The 14377-nt window shown below is 48.0% G+C and carries 14 protein-coding genes and 1 pseudogene; 5 read left to right on the forward strand and 10 right to left on the reverse strand.

Annotated features, from left to right (window positions below; all coding sequences use genetic code 11):
* Positions 1–2 precede the first annotated feature (2 nt).
* Together ABD980_RS11080 and ABD980_RS11085 are read right to left on the reverse strand one after the other, a co-directional pair.
* Entirely contained in the window at positions 3–431 is a 429-nt protein-coding gene (locus tag ABD980_RS11080) for a tetratricopeptide repeat protein (protein WP_300648822.1), read from the reverse strand.
* A 99-nt stretch (positions 432–530) separates the two neighbouring features.
* Positions 531–1955: an aspartate ammonia-lyase gene (locus tag ABD980_RS11085; protein WP_345371726.1), complete on the reverse strand. Its 1425-nt coding sequence runs from the start codon at positions 1953–1955 to the stop codon at positions 531–533.
* A gap of 175 nt (positions 1956–2130) precedes the next feature.
* On the opposite strand from ABD980_RS11085, the gene ABD980_RS11090 reads away from it, so the two are divergent.
* Complete coding sequence (locus ABD980_RS11090; protein WP_345371728.1) at positions 2131–3381, forward strand: ATP-binding protein; 1251 nt, start codon at positions 2131–2133, stop codon at positions 3379–3381.
* A gap of 59 nt (positions 3382–3440) precedes the next feature.
* Here the strand turns inward: ABD980_RS11090 and serA are convergent, their stop codons facing one another.
* Entirely contained in the window at positions 3441–4673 is a 1233-nt protein-coding gene (gene serA, locus ABD980_RS11095; RefSeq protein WP_300648828.1) for a phosphoglycerate dehydrogenase, read from the reverse strand.
* A gap of 188 nt (positions 4674–4861) precedes the next feature.
* Here serA and ABD980_RS11100 point away from each other — a divergent pair, with 188 nt between their 5' ends.
* On the forward strand, positions 4862–5710 hold the full coding sequence (locus ABD980_RS11100; protein WP_260649650.1) for a mechanosensitive ion channel family protein: 849 nt from the start codon (positions 4862–4864) through the stop codon (positions 5708–5710).
* A 55-nt stretch (positions 5711–5765) separates the two neighbouring features.
* On the opposite strand, the gene ABD980_RS11105 is transcribed toward ABD980_RS11100, so the two are convergent.
* The 7 genes from ABD980_RS11105 to ABD980_RS11135 all read right to left on the reverse strand — a co-directional run bounded on the left by ABD980_RS11105 (position 5766) and on the right by ABD980_RS11135 (position 12021).
* Positions 5766–6299: a ferritin-like domain-containing protein gene (locus ABD980_RS11105; RefSeq protein WP_260649649.1), complete on the reverse strand. Its 534-nt coding sequence runs from the start codon at positions 6297–6299 to the stop codon at positions 5766–5768.
* A 407-nt stretch (positions 6300–6706) separates the two neighbouring features.
* Positions 6707–7240 carry an inorganic diphosphatase gene (gene ppa, locus ABD980_RS11110; RefSeq protein WP_300648832.1) on the reverse strand — a complete coding sequence of 178 codons (534 nt, stop codon included), beginning with the start codon at positions 7238–7240 and terminating at the stop codon, positions 6707–6709.
* A 22-nt stretch (positions 7241–7262) separates the two neighbouring features.
* Entirely contained in the window at positions 7263–8747 is a 1485-nt protein-coding gene (locus ABD980_RS11115) for a heme biosynthesis HemY N-terminal domain-containing protein (protein WP_345371731.1), read from the reverse strand.
* A 2-nt stretch (positions 8748–8749) separates the two neighbouring features.
* The gene (locus ABD980_RS11120) at positions 8750–10132 is read right to left on the reverse strand and encodes a uroporphyrinogen-III C-methyltransferase (RefSeq protein WP_345371733.1); all 1383 of its coding nucleotides are present in this window, start codon (positions 10130–10132) and stop codon (positions 8750–8752) included.
* 26 nt (positions 10133–10158) lie between these two features.
* Positions 10159–10953 (reverse strand): uroporphyrinogen-III synthase, encoded by a 795-nt coding sequence (locus tag ABD980_RS11125; RefSeq protein ID WP_345371735.1) that lies wholly within the window; start codon positions 10951–10953, stop codon positions 10159–10161.
* A 2-nt stretch (positions 10954–10955) separates the two neighbouring features.
* Entirely contained in the window at positions 10956–11897 is a 942-nt protein-coding gene (gene hemC, locus ABD980_RS11130; RefSeq protein ID WP_300648721.1) for a hydroxymethylbilane synthase, read from the reverse strand.
* Position 11898: 1 nt separating this feature from the next.
* Positions 11899–12021: a hypothetical protein gene (locus ABD980_RS11135; RefSeq protein WP_260649640.1), complete on the reverse strand. Its 123-nt coding sequence runs from the start codon at positions 12019–12021 to the stop codon at positions 11899–11901.
* Between the two features lie 155 nt (positions 12022–12176).
* Between ABD980_RS11135 and ABD980_RS11140 the strand changes: the two genes are divergently transcribed.
* The 3 genes and pseudogenes from ABD980_RS11140 to glmM all read left to right on the forward strand — a co-directional run.
* Complete coding sequence (locus ABD980_RS11140) at positions 12177–12797, forward strand: hypothetical protein (RefSeq protein ID WP_345371738.1); 621 nt, start codon at positions 12177–12179, stop codon at positions 12795–12797.
* A 362-nt stretch (positions 12798–13159) separates the two neighbouring features.
* Positions 13160–13975: a sulfonamide-resistant dihydropteroate synthase Sul2 gene (gene sul2 / locus ABD980_RS11145; RefSeq protein ID WP_001043260.1), complete on the forward strand. Its 816-nt coding sequence runs from the start codon at positions 13160–13162 to the stop codon at positions 13973–13975.
* 86 nt (positions 13976–14061) lie between these two features.
* A pseudogene (gene glmM / locus ABD980_RS11150) lies at positions 14062–14304 on the forward strand (phosphoglucosamine mutase); the annotation flags it as partial.
* Positions 14305–14377 lie beyond the last annotated feature (73 nt).

The raw sequence follows: 14377 nt of genomic DNA on the forward strand, positions 1-14377 counted from the left end.
TTTTAAAGTGCACCCAAATCATAAAGATAAGCCAAACAGGCCTCGCCATCGACAGGGTCCGCTATAAAAATCCCTTCGCCATCTAAATCGTAAGCTTTTAAAAGATACTTGGCCGCTTTGTCTTGGCCTGAGCGCCAAGCGCATTTACCTAGCATGTAATAAGGATACGGATTTTCTTTGCCCTCGGGGTTATGGGCTGCTTGTTCTAATACCGCTGTGGCCTCATCGTAGCGCTCTAGCTGATATAAGGCCTCTCCCATCGACGCATATAACCAAAAGGCCGCCTGCCATTGATTAACTGGAGCAGGTAATACATCTAGCGCCTGCTGCCATAATACGATTGCCTCCTCGTAGCGCCCCTGATCTAAGGCAATATTGCCCTGATCCGCTAGCTCATAGAGACTTTGATAAAGCTCTTCTTGTAAATGCATAACCATACTCCTGTGGTAGTTCTTTAACCATTTTATCCCACAAACAAAAAGGCATAGCCTTTTGAGCTATGCCTTGATGCCGTTGTCGCTTTGCTTAGATTAGCTGTTCACTGGAACCAAACGGGGAGCGATCATATTCTGGGGTTTCAAAATATCATCCAATACGTCGTCTTCGAGGAGTTTTTCCTCGCGCACCAGCTCCAGAATCCCACGACCACTCTCTAGGGCTTTTTTAGCAATTCGTGTGGAGTTTTGGTAACCAATATAGGGGTTAAGTGCCGTCACTAGCCCAATAGAATGCTCGACCAAATGCAGGCAGTGGTTTTCATTAGCGGTAATGTCATCAATACAAAGCTCGCGCAACATATCCATCGAGCGCTGCAATAAACGAATGGAATCAAACATTTTGTAAGCAATGATCGGTTCCATGACGTTTAGCTGTAGCTGACCGGCTTCCGCCGCCATGGTCAGTGTTAGATCATTGCCTATGATTTCAAACGCCACTTGATTCACGGCCTCTGGAATCACGGGATTGACTTTACCCGGCATAATCGAGCTACCTGGCTGACGGGCAGGAAGATTAATCTCGTTAATCCCTGTGCGTGGTCCGCTCGAAAGCAAGCGTAAGTCATTACAGATTTTTGAGAGTTTAACCGCTGTGCGCTTGAGCATACCGGAGAACAAGACAAAGTCACCCATATCTGAAGTGGCTTCGATCAGGTCCACCGCCGATTTGACCGGGTGACCACTGATCGCAGCCAATCGCTCTACGGCTAAACGTTGGTAGCTAGGGTCAGCATTAATCCCTGTACCAATTGCGGTTCCACCTAGGTTTACCTCGCAAAGCAGCTCTGGCACCAGCGTGCGTAAACGGCATAAATCTTCTTCGAGGGTGGTTGCAAACGCTTGGAATTCCTGACCAAGGGTCATAGGAACAGCATCCTGAAGCTGTGTACGCCCCATTTTTAATACATGCTCAAAAGCCTGTGCTTTTACCCGAAACGCCGCGATCAAATTTTCTAAGCTCTGTAAAAGCTTGTCATGCCCTAACAACAGCCCCAAGCGAATTGCGGTAGGGTAAGAATCGTTAGTAGACTGCGCCATGTTCACGTCATTGTTGGGGTTAACTTGTTTGTAGTCCCCCTTTTCGCAACCTAAGTATTCCAACGCCACATTCGCAATGACCTCGTTGGCATTCATATTCGTCGAGGTACCAGCACCCCCTTGAATCATATCCACCACAAACTGATCATGGAATTCACCCTGCATAATGCGTTGACATGCGTGGGTAATCGCCTGATGTTTGCATGTAGTCAAATAGCCTAGCTCGTGATTTGCATCGGCAGCAGCATGTTTAACCATGGCCAACGCAATCACAAAATTAGGAAAATGCGCTAACGGCACCCCAGAAAGCTTGAAGTTCTGGACAGCACGTAGAGTTTGAATGCCATAATAGGCATGAGAAGGAACTTCTAATTGACCTAAAAGGTCTTCTTCGGTACGAGTAGATACAGTTTCTGGCACGATAATTCAACCTAAGCAAATGCTTTTTACATATAAACGGCAAAAAAATATTTTAAAACGCAAAAAGCCGATTGCGCTAATGTTTTTTACGCTTTTGTACACAATAAAGCGCATTTTTTATATTATGAAAACAATTAAGATTAGCACCTAAACCGCTACAATCCAAGCCTTGCCTATGAAACCCATCGCGAATCGTATCTACCGTGCCATTTTTATTGTCAGCCTAATCAGTATGATCACAATGGTGCTGACTCTTTTTTTAGCCAACGAAAGCTTAGAATACACCATGCTAAAAATGTCACCTGAGCTTGGCGATGCCCCTATTATCGCGCCAATGCAAGGTACAGAGCCCTTTATTTGGCAAAGCGCTTCACACCAAATTGCTTATATCCCTGCTGGCCAACCCCACCCCGCTCATTTCCCGAGTTTATTTAATGCCTTAGCACAACGTGAGGTCGCTGAGGTCTACGAACAAGACCAAACTTTTTTACTTAATAAGCAAACCACCTCTCATGGCACACTGTATGTGGCACGCAACATTACGGCATTTGAGCAGCGTGAAGACAAATTCACTGCTCTCACCTTTATTTTGGTCGGATTAATTTCCATACTCAGCTGGTGGCTGGCTCGTGTCAGTAGCCAAAAAATCACCACCCCTTTACAACGGCTTAGTCAAACCATCCAACAACTGCCCGTTGGCCCAAACCTGCCACAACTCAAGCTGAACTATCAAGACCAAGAGCTCTACGATATTGCCCAAACATTTAACCGCTTTTTAGCCGAGCTCACCGCCTATATGCAGCGCGAAAAAAACCTACTGCATTTGGCCAGCCATGAGCTGCGAACGCCTATTGCTGTCATCGCCGGCGCCATAGAAATTATCGAAGCCCGTAACCAACTTAGCACTGCCGATCAAAAAACCTTACAACGCTTAAAACGCGCCAATCAGGATATGACAGATAATATTAATACGATTTTGCGCTTATCCCGTTATGAGTCCAGCCACGATATACATACCGTTCATCTCCAATCACTTATTCAGCAATTACTCCAAGATATGGGAACGGTGTACCCTATCCCACAACGTGTGCATTTTCACAGCCATGCGCAGCCCCAGGTTGAAGCCAACGCCCTACTCATCACCATGCTATTGCGTAATTTGATTCAAAATGCACTGCAGCACACAACGGGAACCATTACGCTACACCTCTACGCCGATCATATACTATTACAAGACCAAGGTCGGGGTTTAAGCCCCCAACAACAAGCTCGACTTGGACAGCAGCAAGCTCCCACAACAGGGGGACTGGGTCTGTATATTGTCACACTGATGTGTGAAAAACTGTCTTGGCGCTTAGAGTTAAAAAGTGAACTCGATCACGGCACCCAAATCGAGTTGTTTTTTCTGCCTGATCAGGCTGTGTAATCCTCATTAAAAAAGCCCTTTGATATACACCAAAGGGCTTTAAATAACGCCAGTGAGAACTAGCTAAACAACAAGCGACAACGCATTGTTCCCGGAATTTCTTTTAACGCTTGATAAGCCTGCTGGGAATGCGCTTGATCCACATCAATGACCACATAGCCCACGGCTTCATCTGTTTGCAAAAACTGCCCCGATACGTTGATATCACTATCGGCAAAAACTTTATTAATGGCCCCTAACATACCCGGCTGATTTTTGTGAATATGTAAAATACGATGCTTGCCAGGGTGCGAGGGCAAAGCCAGCTCAGGAAAGTTCACCGAGGACACCGACGTGCCATTATCGCTATATTTCACAAGCTTTTGTGCCACCTCGATCCCAATATTGGCCTGAGCCTCTTGGGTGGAACCCCCAATATGCGGGGTTAAAATCACATTATCCAGGCCACGTAGCGGACTGAGAAACTCATCATCATTGGAGCGGGGCTCCACTGGGAACACATCAATGGCCGCACCGGCTAGATGCTTGTCCTGAATCGCCGCTGCCAAGGCATCGATATCGACTACCGTGCCTCGCGCCGCGTTAAGCAACACGGCACCCTTTTTCATGGTGCGTATTTGTTTTTCGCCCATCATCATATGCGTGGAGGGTAGCTCTGGCACGTGTAAGGAAACCACATCACTTTGGGCCAAAAGCTGATCAAGCTGATCAAGCTGGCGGGCATTACCTAAAGGCAGCTTCGTGACCACATCGTAATACACCACATTCATGCCTAAGGCTTCGGCCAATACGGATAACTGTGTACCAATTGAACCATACCCAATAATCCCTAGCGTCTTACCGCGCATCTCGTAAGAACCCGCCGCACTCTTGAGCCATTTGCCCTGATGAGCCGCCGCATTTTTTTGCGGAATGCCACGTAGCAACATAATGGCTTCACCTAAAACTAGCTCTGCCACCGAACGCGTATTAGAGTGCGGTGCATTAAAGACAGCAATCCCCCGCTCACGAGCAGCAGTTAAATCCACCTGATTCGTACCAATACAAAAACATCCTACGGCCACCAGCTTTTCTGCCACATCAAAGACTTCTTTAGTGAGCTGGGTGCGAGAACGGATACCAATAAAATGCGCATCGGCAATCTTGGCTTTGAGCTCATCACCCGACAACGCACTGGGAATGGTTTCAATGTTGTCGTAACCGGCGGCATTAAAGGTGTTTATTGCATTTTGATGCACACCTTCAAGTAATAAAATACGAATTTTGCTTTTATCTAAGGATGTTTTGCTCATCAATAAACCTTTCTTGCAAAAAAAATCAATTCTGTTACCTAAATGCTACCACAAGCTAGCCAACGAAATGGAATACCCCTACCCTTTCTCAAAGCAAACTGCTGACGGCAACGAGCACTTAGCATAGGGTTTTAAGCCACAGGCTGATAAAATAAGCCGTATTTTGACTTCATCCGAGGAACTTGCACTTGATTAGTAGCCTAAATACCTTTTTTGGTGGTGAGCTAGTACGTATCGTTTCATCCATTGTGGTGATTATCGTTGCTATCTTTCTCAACCATCTTAATGTGCGCTATCAAACCTCACCGGCACGCGCGCAAGCTAAGCGGGGTCAAGGCCGACAACAGCTGGTTTTAATTAAAAACGTCATCATCTTGGCTGCTGTTAGCTTTATTGTCATGATTTGGGCCACCAAGATTGCTGGTGTAGCGATTTCCCTTTCCGCTTTTGCCATGGCATTGGTTTTATCCACCAAAGAGCTCATTATGTGCATCACCGGTTACACCATGTTTGCTATGTCGCGCCCTTTTAATGTGGGAGACCATATTGAACTCAGCGGTGTGCAGGGCCTGGTAGTAGATGTGGACCTACTGAATATCACCCTTTCTGAAACCAATGGTTCCCATCAAATTACAGGTAAAACCATTGTGCTACCTAATAGTGTATTGCTAACTGCGGTCATCACGAATCACTTTGGGCTAGGTGCTTATGTCGTGGGCACACTGCGCATTGCTGTCCCTTACGCCACACCGCGAGCCGAATTCACAGATATTGCTACGCGTATAGCAACCCGCATTTGTGAGCCATGGGCAAATGACTCATTACGTCATTTTCAACGCTTGGGCTCCAGAGCCCTTTTAGAAGCCCCATCTAATAAAATAGAGGTGCTGTGGGAGCCTGTGGACACCAAGCAGCACTGGGTGGAAATACGCTTTTTAGTGCCTGCTGCCCAAAAAGAGGCCGTATCCCAACAAATCCAAAATCAAATCTGGCAAGAATATGGCGCCCAGCTTAGTCTGCTGCCCCACTCCCAATAAAAATGCCCCGTCACCATCCAGGGGACGAGGCACCTTGCTACAACAAAATACCGATTTACAAGCCTAATAAATCGCTCATTTCATCCGCATGTTCTTCTTCTACTGCCATGATTTCCGTTAACATTTGACGTGTGGTGGGGTCGGTATCACCAATAATTGCAATCATCTGACGATACGACTCCACGGCGATACGCTCAGCAATTAAGTTCGCACGAATCATGTCCTTAATATCAGCACTGGTATCGTATTCGGCATGACTACGTGTTACTAAGGTCGCTGGGTCTAAATCGGGCTCACCATTTAACTGCACAATGCGCTCAGCAATACGGCTAGCATGCTCTTGCTCCTGTTGTGCATGCTCTAAAAACTCCGCTTTAATGGATTCGTTATGGATACCTGTAGCGGTGAAATAATGGCGCATATAGCGCAATACACAGACCCATTCTGTCGCCAATGCTTCGTTGAGCATTTGGATGATTTTTTCTCTATCGCCCTGATAGCCGGAAGAAACTGCCCCGTCGTCAACATGTTTTTTTGCTTGCGCACGAATTGCGGCGACATCAAGAATACTCTGGTTATTTTGGCTCATGGCTTATTCCTTTTCAATAATCATACAAACAACGGTCTGTACTTCTAATACCACCATAGCCCAGCCGCTCAATACAAAACGTAACCATGAATAACGAAAAAAAACAGCGGCAAAATGCCGCTGTATAAAACACAAGATCCTAATGCCGTAAGATCTCGAAACACTCGTCCCCTTATCCTCCGCGCTTTTTTGACTTGTTCAAACGCTGAACTGATCTTACTGCATGTTACATAAATAAGCAAAATACCCAAGTATTAAATTTATTAATACTTGATAAAAAACCACACCCCCACCATTACCACAATCATTTATAGTCATCACGATCTCAACTAAGCCCCCTAGCAAAGCATAAAAAAGGCTTTACATGATAAAATGTAAAGCCTTTTTACGACGTAGCGTTTTAGCTGTTATTTTGCTGCTTTATAACGCTCAATACTGCTTGTGATTTCCGCTTTGGCTGCATCTGCATCCGCCCAGCCCTGGACCTTAACCCACTTCCCTTTTTCTAAGTCTTTGTAACGCTCAAAAAAGTGCTGGATACGATCTAATTCCTCTTGGGGTAAATCAGAAGGTGCATTGATATGGCGGTATGGAGGATAAAGTTTAGTTACAGGTACAGCCAACACCTTAGCATCGCCACCGGCTTCGTCTTCCATATTCAATACCCCTACGGCACGACATTTTACTACCGCACCTACCTGAATTGGAAAAGGCGATAAAACCAACACATCTACCGGATCGCCATCCTCGGAAATAGTTTGTGGCACATAGCCATAGTTACATGGATAATGCATCGCCGCCAACATAAAGCGGTCTACCATCACCACGCCTGTTTTATCATCAATTTCATATTTGACCGGATCCGAGTTCATCGGGATCTCTACAACCACGTTGAACTCTTCGGGGGCATTGTCGCCATAACTTATTGCAGTCAAGCTCATTGATACGCCTTTATAAAAACAATTAATCTTTTGAGCGAGAGGAGCCATCAGAAGTCATCGTTACATCCACTCCAGGAATAGGAGCAGAATCAAAATAATGATCTGGATGATGACTGTTCTCGCTCGTTTCAGTCATTTCGCTAGGTGCAAGCACCGTATGCGACTTTGCGCCTAAAACACTGCTATCTACTGCACTTGCAGCCATAGGACGATCATTATCTACGATCAGCGGTGCTTCGGGCAAGTGACCATCAACCAAGGTAGGATCCGCCTGTAAATCAGCCGCTGGTAATAAGCGATTAGGGGTCATAACAGGTAGTGCGCCTGCCGTGACTGCCGCAATACGCCAATGATACCTAGCGTCCTCTTCTCGTCCTAATGCATCATACAACTGAGCCAACAAAGCATGCACGCGTAAGTCATTACGGATTTTCATGCTGCGTTTTAAATAATGCTCAGCTTGGCCCCACAACTGTCCTGTAATACACAAACGCCCTAAAGCGATCAATAAGGCTGGGTCGTGTGGGTATTTTTGCAACCACTCTTCCGCTTTACTTAAGCGACGACTGTAATGCTCAGCTGGGCAGTTAGCATATAAACTATACAATTCCGGACTAGGTTTTTGCTGAATCGCCGCTTCTAATACTCGCGCTTGCTCTTCATAGTTTTGCTGTGCTTCTAGGAACTGCGCCGCCGCTATAGCCACCTGCTCCAGATTTTTTTCTTCAGTGCGCAAATCATTCCAGACTGCTTTAAACGAATCTATCTGTGTGGCCGACTGAATACGTCGCGCTGCCGCATACTCGATATAAGCTAAAGCTTGCGTTTTATCAATCGCGCTACGACGCAATAACAAACGAGTTAGCTCATAAACACGCTCATAGTTATCTTGCTGTCTGTATGCTTTGAGCAATAAACGGGTAGCATGAAAATGACGTGAGCTCGCATCCTGTACCGGTTGCAGTAAATCAATCGCCTGCTGGGTTTGCCCTTGCTCTAAATAGAGCTCAGCAGCGGCGGTCGCGTAGGCTAACTTTAAACGAGGATCCGAACCCGCGTTTTTTTGTGCAATCTGTAACGCCTCATCGCGACGCTGATATTCTTCTAGATACTGTGAGGCCTGTGCAGAGGCCAAACCAGCCACCACCTTTGAGGTTTTTGACTTGGTTTTGGCTAGCAATTTAGAGAGCTCTTTTTCCGCTTGCGCATAACGGCCTTCCAGCGTACTGATCCACCCATTTTGCAAAAGCTCTTGATCACGTTTTTCTGCTCGACGACGTCGCCAAATTTTAAAACGCTCGGGACTACCTGTTAACCATGAAAGTAAACGTAATAGTGCATAAAAACCAAAAAAACCGGCAATCAGAGCGATCACACCAAAAGTAATAGAAAAGCTCACGTGCCAAGGCGGTGCAACAATCAGTACATTACCATTATGATCACGTAACACCAGCGCTAGTGCTACGGCCGCTACAAATACAATACATGTCCAAATCCAGGTTTTCATAGTTACACCACCTGTTGACGTGTGGATGAATGCTGGAGCTCAAACGTGTGAGTCACTGTACTGCTCTCAGGCTGATCCGCCGGCAAAGAATCGGACTCGGTCGAAGCACTAGCGGCTGCGGGCTGATCCTTTGGGTTAGTTTCTGAAGCAGCATCAGAGGTTTTGGGCTCATCAGCAGGGGCTGGCTTTGTATCTGTCTCAGAGGTGGGTAAATCAGGCACTGAAACGGGTGCGTCAGACTGCTCTGCTTGTTTTAGACTCTCTATCGCTGCCAACGTGTTATCAATAGTAGGCAACTTAACATCAATATTTGTATCTGCAAGTTGTGTGGCTAACGACAAGGCGCGTTGCGTAATCGCTAAACTCGGATCAAAACGCCGCTCAATCGCATCCACCACATGCCCCATTTCCGCTTGCCAGACCTTAGGCTGCTTTGTCATTAACGCCAGCTGTGCCATGGTAATCCGCAAGCGTAAATGCTCACGAAAACGATCCGCCTGCTCCGCAGACATAAGCAAAGCCGCCGAATCATCAACACGACGTACACTAACAAATTGCCCCAAATCCTGGCTGATCGTTTTCCAGCCTTTTTGCGTTAGCTCAGCCGCATTCGATAAGGTTTTTTGCCACCAAGGGGCGTCAATGGGCACGTCAGACTCAACCTCTGTGTCAGCTGCGGGCTCTATAGTAGAAGAAACCTGCCCATTGATATTGCTGTTTTTGGCATCTGGTACATATAGCGGTGCTTTATCAACCAGATCAGCCAAACGATCCAATTGAGCAGTAATGCTACTGACATCTACTACCTGAGCCGTCCGTAAGCGATCCAAATCCCCATTAAGCGTTTGAATCAACACAGCTAAGCTTTGACGATTTGCTTGGGACAATCGCGCTTGAGCGGTTTCTAGTGACACAATAGCATTGGCTAAATTCCCCCCAATCAGTAATTGCTGTTGGGCTAAGATCACAAGCTGCTCGATATCATTAAGGAGCATAAGGTCCGAGCCAGAATCACTGATGGTTTGCAAAGCCACGCGCATATCTGCTAACTGCTCTTTAGTATGAGCCAATTCTTGTTGCAACTGCTGTAACTGCTGATGCTGATTTTGCACCTGCTGCAAAGCTTGCGCGGAAGTCTCTTGATTTTTTTGGGCTTGCGCGACTACTTGCTGAAGCTGTGTATGGTACTGCTGTTGTATGTGTTCCTGATTTTGCTGCACATACCAGAGAGCCCCACCACCAATAATGGCCGCAGCAATAACTGTTAACACCACAGGACCTGTCGACTTTTTACGAGAGGGAGCGGGCGCAGCGGAAGCCGCTTTGGGCTTATTGGATGTAGCAGATTTATCAACCTGCTGTGTCTTATCGCTTTTTTCTGTCATGATTTCATTGTATCCGTTAAGCATTATCAGGGCAGCGCTACCGACCGTAATGCCTCTAGCATAGCGGTTTCCGTCGGCGCACACACATGAATCTGTGCAGCAGCTTGCGCTGGTGTAAAAGCGCTGAGCTCTATGAGACAATCCGCTATACGCGGATGGATAGCAACGAACTGGGCTTGCTGCCACAGCGATTCCCATCCTAAACGTACGATATTATGATATATCGAACGCGTGCTTTCAGAGCTGGTTAACAAAAAAACAACTGATTGGGGTTTTACCAAATCAGGCTGTAGTTGTATAGCGTCTTTGGCAGACCACTGTGCTGCCAAGCGCTGATAAATGCAACAACGAGTGAGTATTTTCCCCTGGCCAAGTAACTGTTGGCTTAACCACTCACGGCCCTGTTGGCCACGAACCAACAATACCCGTTGCACATCCGGAAGTAAAGGCTGTAAAAGCACCCATAGGGCCTCGGAGTCCTGGCGGGGATGCGAGGCCGGCGGATGAATCAGCTGCCAAGAAGAATGCTGAGGCTGCTGATAAAAAGGCTGGGCGCTGGCTGCTCCCACTGTAGCAATACGAGTACCGGCAGCAAGTGTTTTTCCAGCCGCCGTTAACGCTTCTAAATAAAGCTGTGCCGCTTGCGCACTGACAAAAATTAACAAATCAAAGCCCTGAGGATCATAATCCTGAGGCAAAACCGTAAAAGTGCGCGCAATGGCCAAGGCCGGTAGCTCTACGCTTTGAACACCCAACTGGCACAATGCCTGCGCCAGTCTGTCATTTTTTCCTTTTGGGCGTGTAAGAACCACCGTGGTCATATTTAATCCTCGGTAGGAATAGAGAGCCTAGCTAGAATTTCATCCGCCCCCTGCTGTAATAGGTCTTCTCCTACTTGTTGCCCTAAGGCCTCCGCTGAGGCTAACGGCCCACGCGCCTCGGCCCGATAAACCACTGAAGCATCTGGCTCAGCAACCAAGGCTCGAACCCAAAGTTGATCCCCTTCGATTTCAGCATAAGCCGCCAAAGGTACCTGACATGAGCCACCTAACACACGCGTCACGGCGCGCTCGGCCTGAGCTCGATATGTGGAGGCTTGACACACCAAAGGCGCCAGCCAAGCTTGTAGATCCTGACGATCGGCATGCGTTTCTATGCCCAAAGCCCCTTGACCTGCAGAAGGCAAGCTATCATCAATAGCAATACTTGAGCGAATACGTTCCGCTAAGCCCAAGCGTTTCAAGCCAGCCGTAGCCAGAATGATGGCATCAAATTCACCTGCATCCAGCTTGGCTAAGCGTGTGTCTAAATTACCGCGTAACGGTTTAATCGTTAAATGTGCAAAGCGCTCGCGCAGCTGCGATTCCCGACGCAAGCTGGATGTACCCACCACCGCACCATGAGGTAAATCCGCTAATGAAGCATAGTGATTCGACACAAAAGCATCCCGAGGATCATCACGCTCCATAATGACGGGCAAAGCAAATGGTGCAGGCACATCATAGGGGACGTCTTTAAGGGAGTGCACTGCTAAGTCCGCTCGCCCATCCAACAATGCGGTTTCTAGCTCTTTAATAAAAAGCCCTTTACCCCCGATTTTAGATAAACTGCGGTCTAAAATACGATCGCCTTTGGTGCTCATGCTCAGTAGTTCTACTTGGCAATCTGGATAGAGCGCACGTAACCGATCCCGCACGTGCTCAGCTTGCCATAACGCTAAACGACTGGCACGTGTGGCAATAACAAGTTTTTTTGGTGTGGACATACTACCCTGCAAAATAACGTGCAATCGCTGCACCGATTAAACCCAAGGCGCCTAAAATAGCAAGACCTTGCAATAAAGAAAGGCCTGATTCTGCCTTTTTGTGTGTTTTCTCAGAGGAAGTCATTTGTTTTCCTTTCGCCTGTTTAGACATATTTATACCCCCAAGTATAAAACGATTAAGCTAGCTAAGATAGAGAGACGCTCCCTCTTAAACATATACCTTTAGCCAAAATAAGATACCATTACGCTCACAGGATTCAAAACTAAGGAATAAAAACCGTGAATTTTGCATTATCTCTGCTCATCGCTTTTATTATGGGGCAAGTTTTGCGCCTACGTTATCAACGCCACCACATCCAGCTACTTAGTCGACATTTGGCGACTATGCAGTTAGAAAAACACATGGAAACGTTAACCACAACCTATTCCCGCGCCATTCAAGAAGCTGACCCTAGCCGACAAGAACAAATCTTTGCCACAGTAACACAAACCGAGCAAACGGTAGCGGCACAAGCTCAGCGCTTAGCAGAAGCCTTTGAGCACGAGCCTGAAAACAGTACGCTCATGGGGGTTTTGGCATACAACCTGCCTTTTTTAACAAACCTATTCCCCTCTATGAAACGCGACTTCCGAAAACTGTTATATATCCACGCTGCTGGTTTTCGTTACGTTGCCGACAACGTGCCGAATTGGGATGCCAAAACACGCGCGTACCACTTTTCCGCTGAGCTATACTTATTTCAACATAGCTGTCACTGGTTTTGTCGATCGCGCCCCGTCGCCGATGCCCGCCTAATGGTGCGCCACAAAGTCGATCATAAAAAAGTTCTCGATTCCGTAAGCCCACCCACCCACAAAGCCTATACCCAATGGCTAACAAACACAAAAAGCCCGCAATAGCGCGGGCTTAGCGGCTTTTTATGCCATGTACTGCCAGACTATTCGGGATGGGAAATTATTCCCACTCTATTGTAAACAAGACATTTTTATCTTTTATATTCAATGGCTTATTTTCCTGCTAATTGGTAATACCATGAAAAATACCATGCTCAGAAAAGGCTTAACAATATTTTGAAAAATTGCCTACTGAGCGCTGCCGCACAGCTCCATAGGCCGCTTTCCTGGCTTTGCTTCCAGATGTATGCTATTCTGCTCCTGCAGCTAATGGATCACCGCAAACAGGTTACTCGCCTGGGGATTCCCTTTCGACCCGAGCATCCGTATGAGACTCATGCTCGATTATTATTATTATAGAAGCCCCCATGAATAAATCGCTCATCATTTTCGGCATCGTCAACATAACCTCGGACAGTTTCTCCGATGGAGGCCGGTATCTGGCGCCAGACGCAGCCATTGCGCAGGCGCGTAAGCTGATGGCCGAGGGGGCAGATGTGATCGACCTCGGTCCGGCATCCAGCAATCCCGACGCCGCGCCTGTTTCGTCCGACACAGAAATCGCGCGTATCGCGCCGGTGCTGGACGCGCTCAAGGCAGATGGCATTCCCGTCTCGCTCGACAGTTATCAACCCGCGACGCAAGCCTATGCCTTGTCGCGTGGTGTGGCCTATCTCAATGATATTCGCGGTTTTCCAGACGCTGCGTTCTATCCGCAATTGGCGAAATCATCTGCCAAACTCGTCGTTATGCATTCGGTGCAAGACGGGCAGGCAGATCGGCGCGAGGCACCCGCTGGCGACATCATGGATCACATTGCGGCGTTCTTTGACGCGCGCATCGCGGCGCTGACGGGTGCCGGTATCAAACGCAACCGCCTTGTCCTTGATCCCGGCATGGGGTTTTTTCTGGGGGCTGCTCCCGAAACCTCGCTCTCGGTGCTGGCGCGGTTCGATGAATTGCGGCTGCGCTTCGATTTGCCGGTGCTTCTGTCTGTTTCGCGCAAATCCTTTCTGCGCGCGCTCACAGGCCGTGGTCCGGGGGATGTCGGGGCCGCGACACTCGCTGCAGAGCTTGCCGCCGCCGCAGGTGGAGCTGACTTCATCCGCACACACGAGCCGCGCCCCTTGCGCGACGGGCTGGCGGTATTGGCGGCGCTGAAAGAAACCGCAAGAATTCGTTAACTGCACATTCGGGATATTTCTCTATATTCGCGGTTCAGCAGGCATGTCCCCTTTGAGGGCGACCCGACGACAGGATAATCGACCTTATGGTGCGCAAATATTTCGGCACAGACGGTATTCGTGGCAAAGCCAACGAAGGCGCGATGACGGCGGAAACCGCCTTGCGCGTCGGCATGGCGGCTGGCCGTGTCTTTCGTCGCGGTGACCACCGCCATCGTGTCGTGATCGGCAAGGATACGCGCCTGTCGGGCTATATGCTTGAACCCGCGCTCACAGCCGGTTTCACCTCGATGGGCATGGACGTATTCCTTTTTGGCCCGCTGCCGACAACGTATAGGAAGAATAAACGCCCTTTTCACCCAAGTCCAACAGCTTTGGACCGCAGTTGACTCTTTCGACACC

This window comes from Paenalcaligenes hermetiae, assembly GCF_039543645.1.
In the GTDB taxonomy this organism is placed as follows: Bacteria; Pseudomonadota; Gammaproteobacteria; order Burkholderiales; family Burkholderiaceae_B; genus Paenalcaligenes; species Paenalcaligenes hermetiae.

What these genes read in the sequence shown, in the direction of transcription:
- ABD980_RS11080 (WP_300648822.1), bottom strand. Translation starts at nt 431, where the DNA reads ATGCATTTACAAGAAGAGCTTTATCAAAGTCTCTATGAGCTAGCGGAT.
- ABD980_RS11090 (WP_345371728.1), top strand. Translation starts at nt 2,131, where the DNA reads ATGAAACCCATCGCGAATCGTATCTACCGTGCCATTTTTATTGTCAGC.
- serA (WP_300648828.1), bottom strand. Translation starts at nt 4,673, where the DNA reads ATGAGCAAAACATCCTTAGATAAAAGCAAAATTCGTATTTTATTACTT.
- ABD980_RS11105 (WP_260649649.1), bottom strand. Translation starts at nt 6,299, where the DNA reads ATGAGCCAAAATAACCAGAGTATTCTTGATGTCGCCGCAATTCGTGCG.
- ppa (WP_300648832.1), bottom strand. Translation starts at nt 7,240, where the DNA reads ATGAGCTTGACTGCAATAAGTTATGGCGACAATGCCCCCGAAGAGTTC.
- ABD980_RS11115 (WP_345371731.1), bottom strand. Translation starts at nt 8,747, where the DNA reads ATGAAAACCTGGATTTGGACATGTATTGTATTTGTAGCGGCCGTAGCA.
- ABD980_RS11120 (WP_345371733.1), bottom strand. Translation starts at nt 10,132, where the DNA reads ATGACAGAAAAAAGCGATAAGACACAGCAGGTTGATAAATCTGCTACA.
- ABD980_RS11125 (WP_345371735.1), bottom strand. Translation starts at nt 10,953, where the DNA reads ATGACCACGGTGGTTCTTACACGCCCAAAAGGAAAAAATGACAGACTG.
- hemC (WP_300648721.1), bottom strand. Translation starts at nt 11,897, where the DNA reads ATGTCCACACCAAAAAAACTTGTTATTGCCACACGTGCCAGTCGTTTA.
- ABD980_RS11135 (WP_260649640.1), bottom strand. Translation starts at nt 12,021, where the DNA reads ATGACTTCCTCTGAGAAAACACACAAAAAGGCAGAATCAGGCCTTTCT.
- sul2 (WP_001043260.1), top strand. Translation starts at nt 13,160, where the DNA reads ATGAATAAATCGCTCATCATTTTCGGCATCGTCAACATAACCTCGGAC.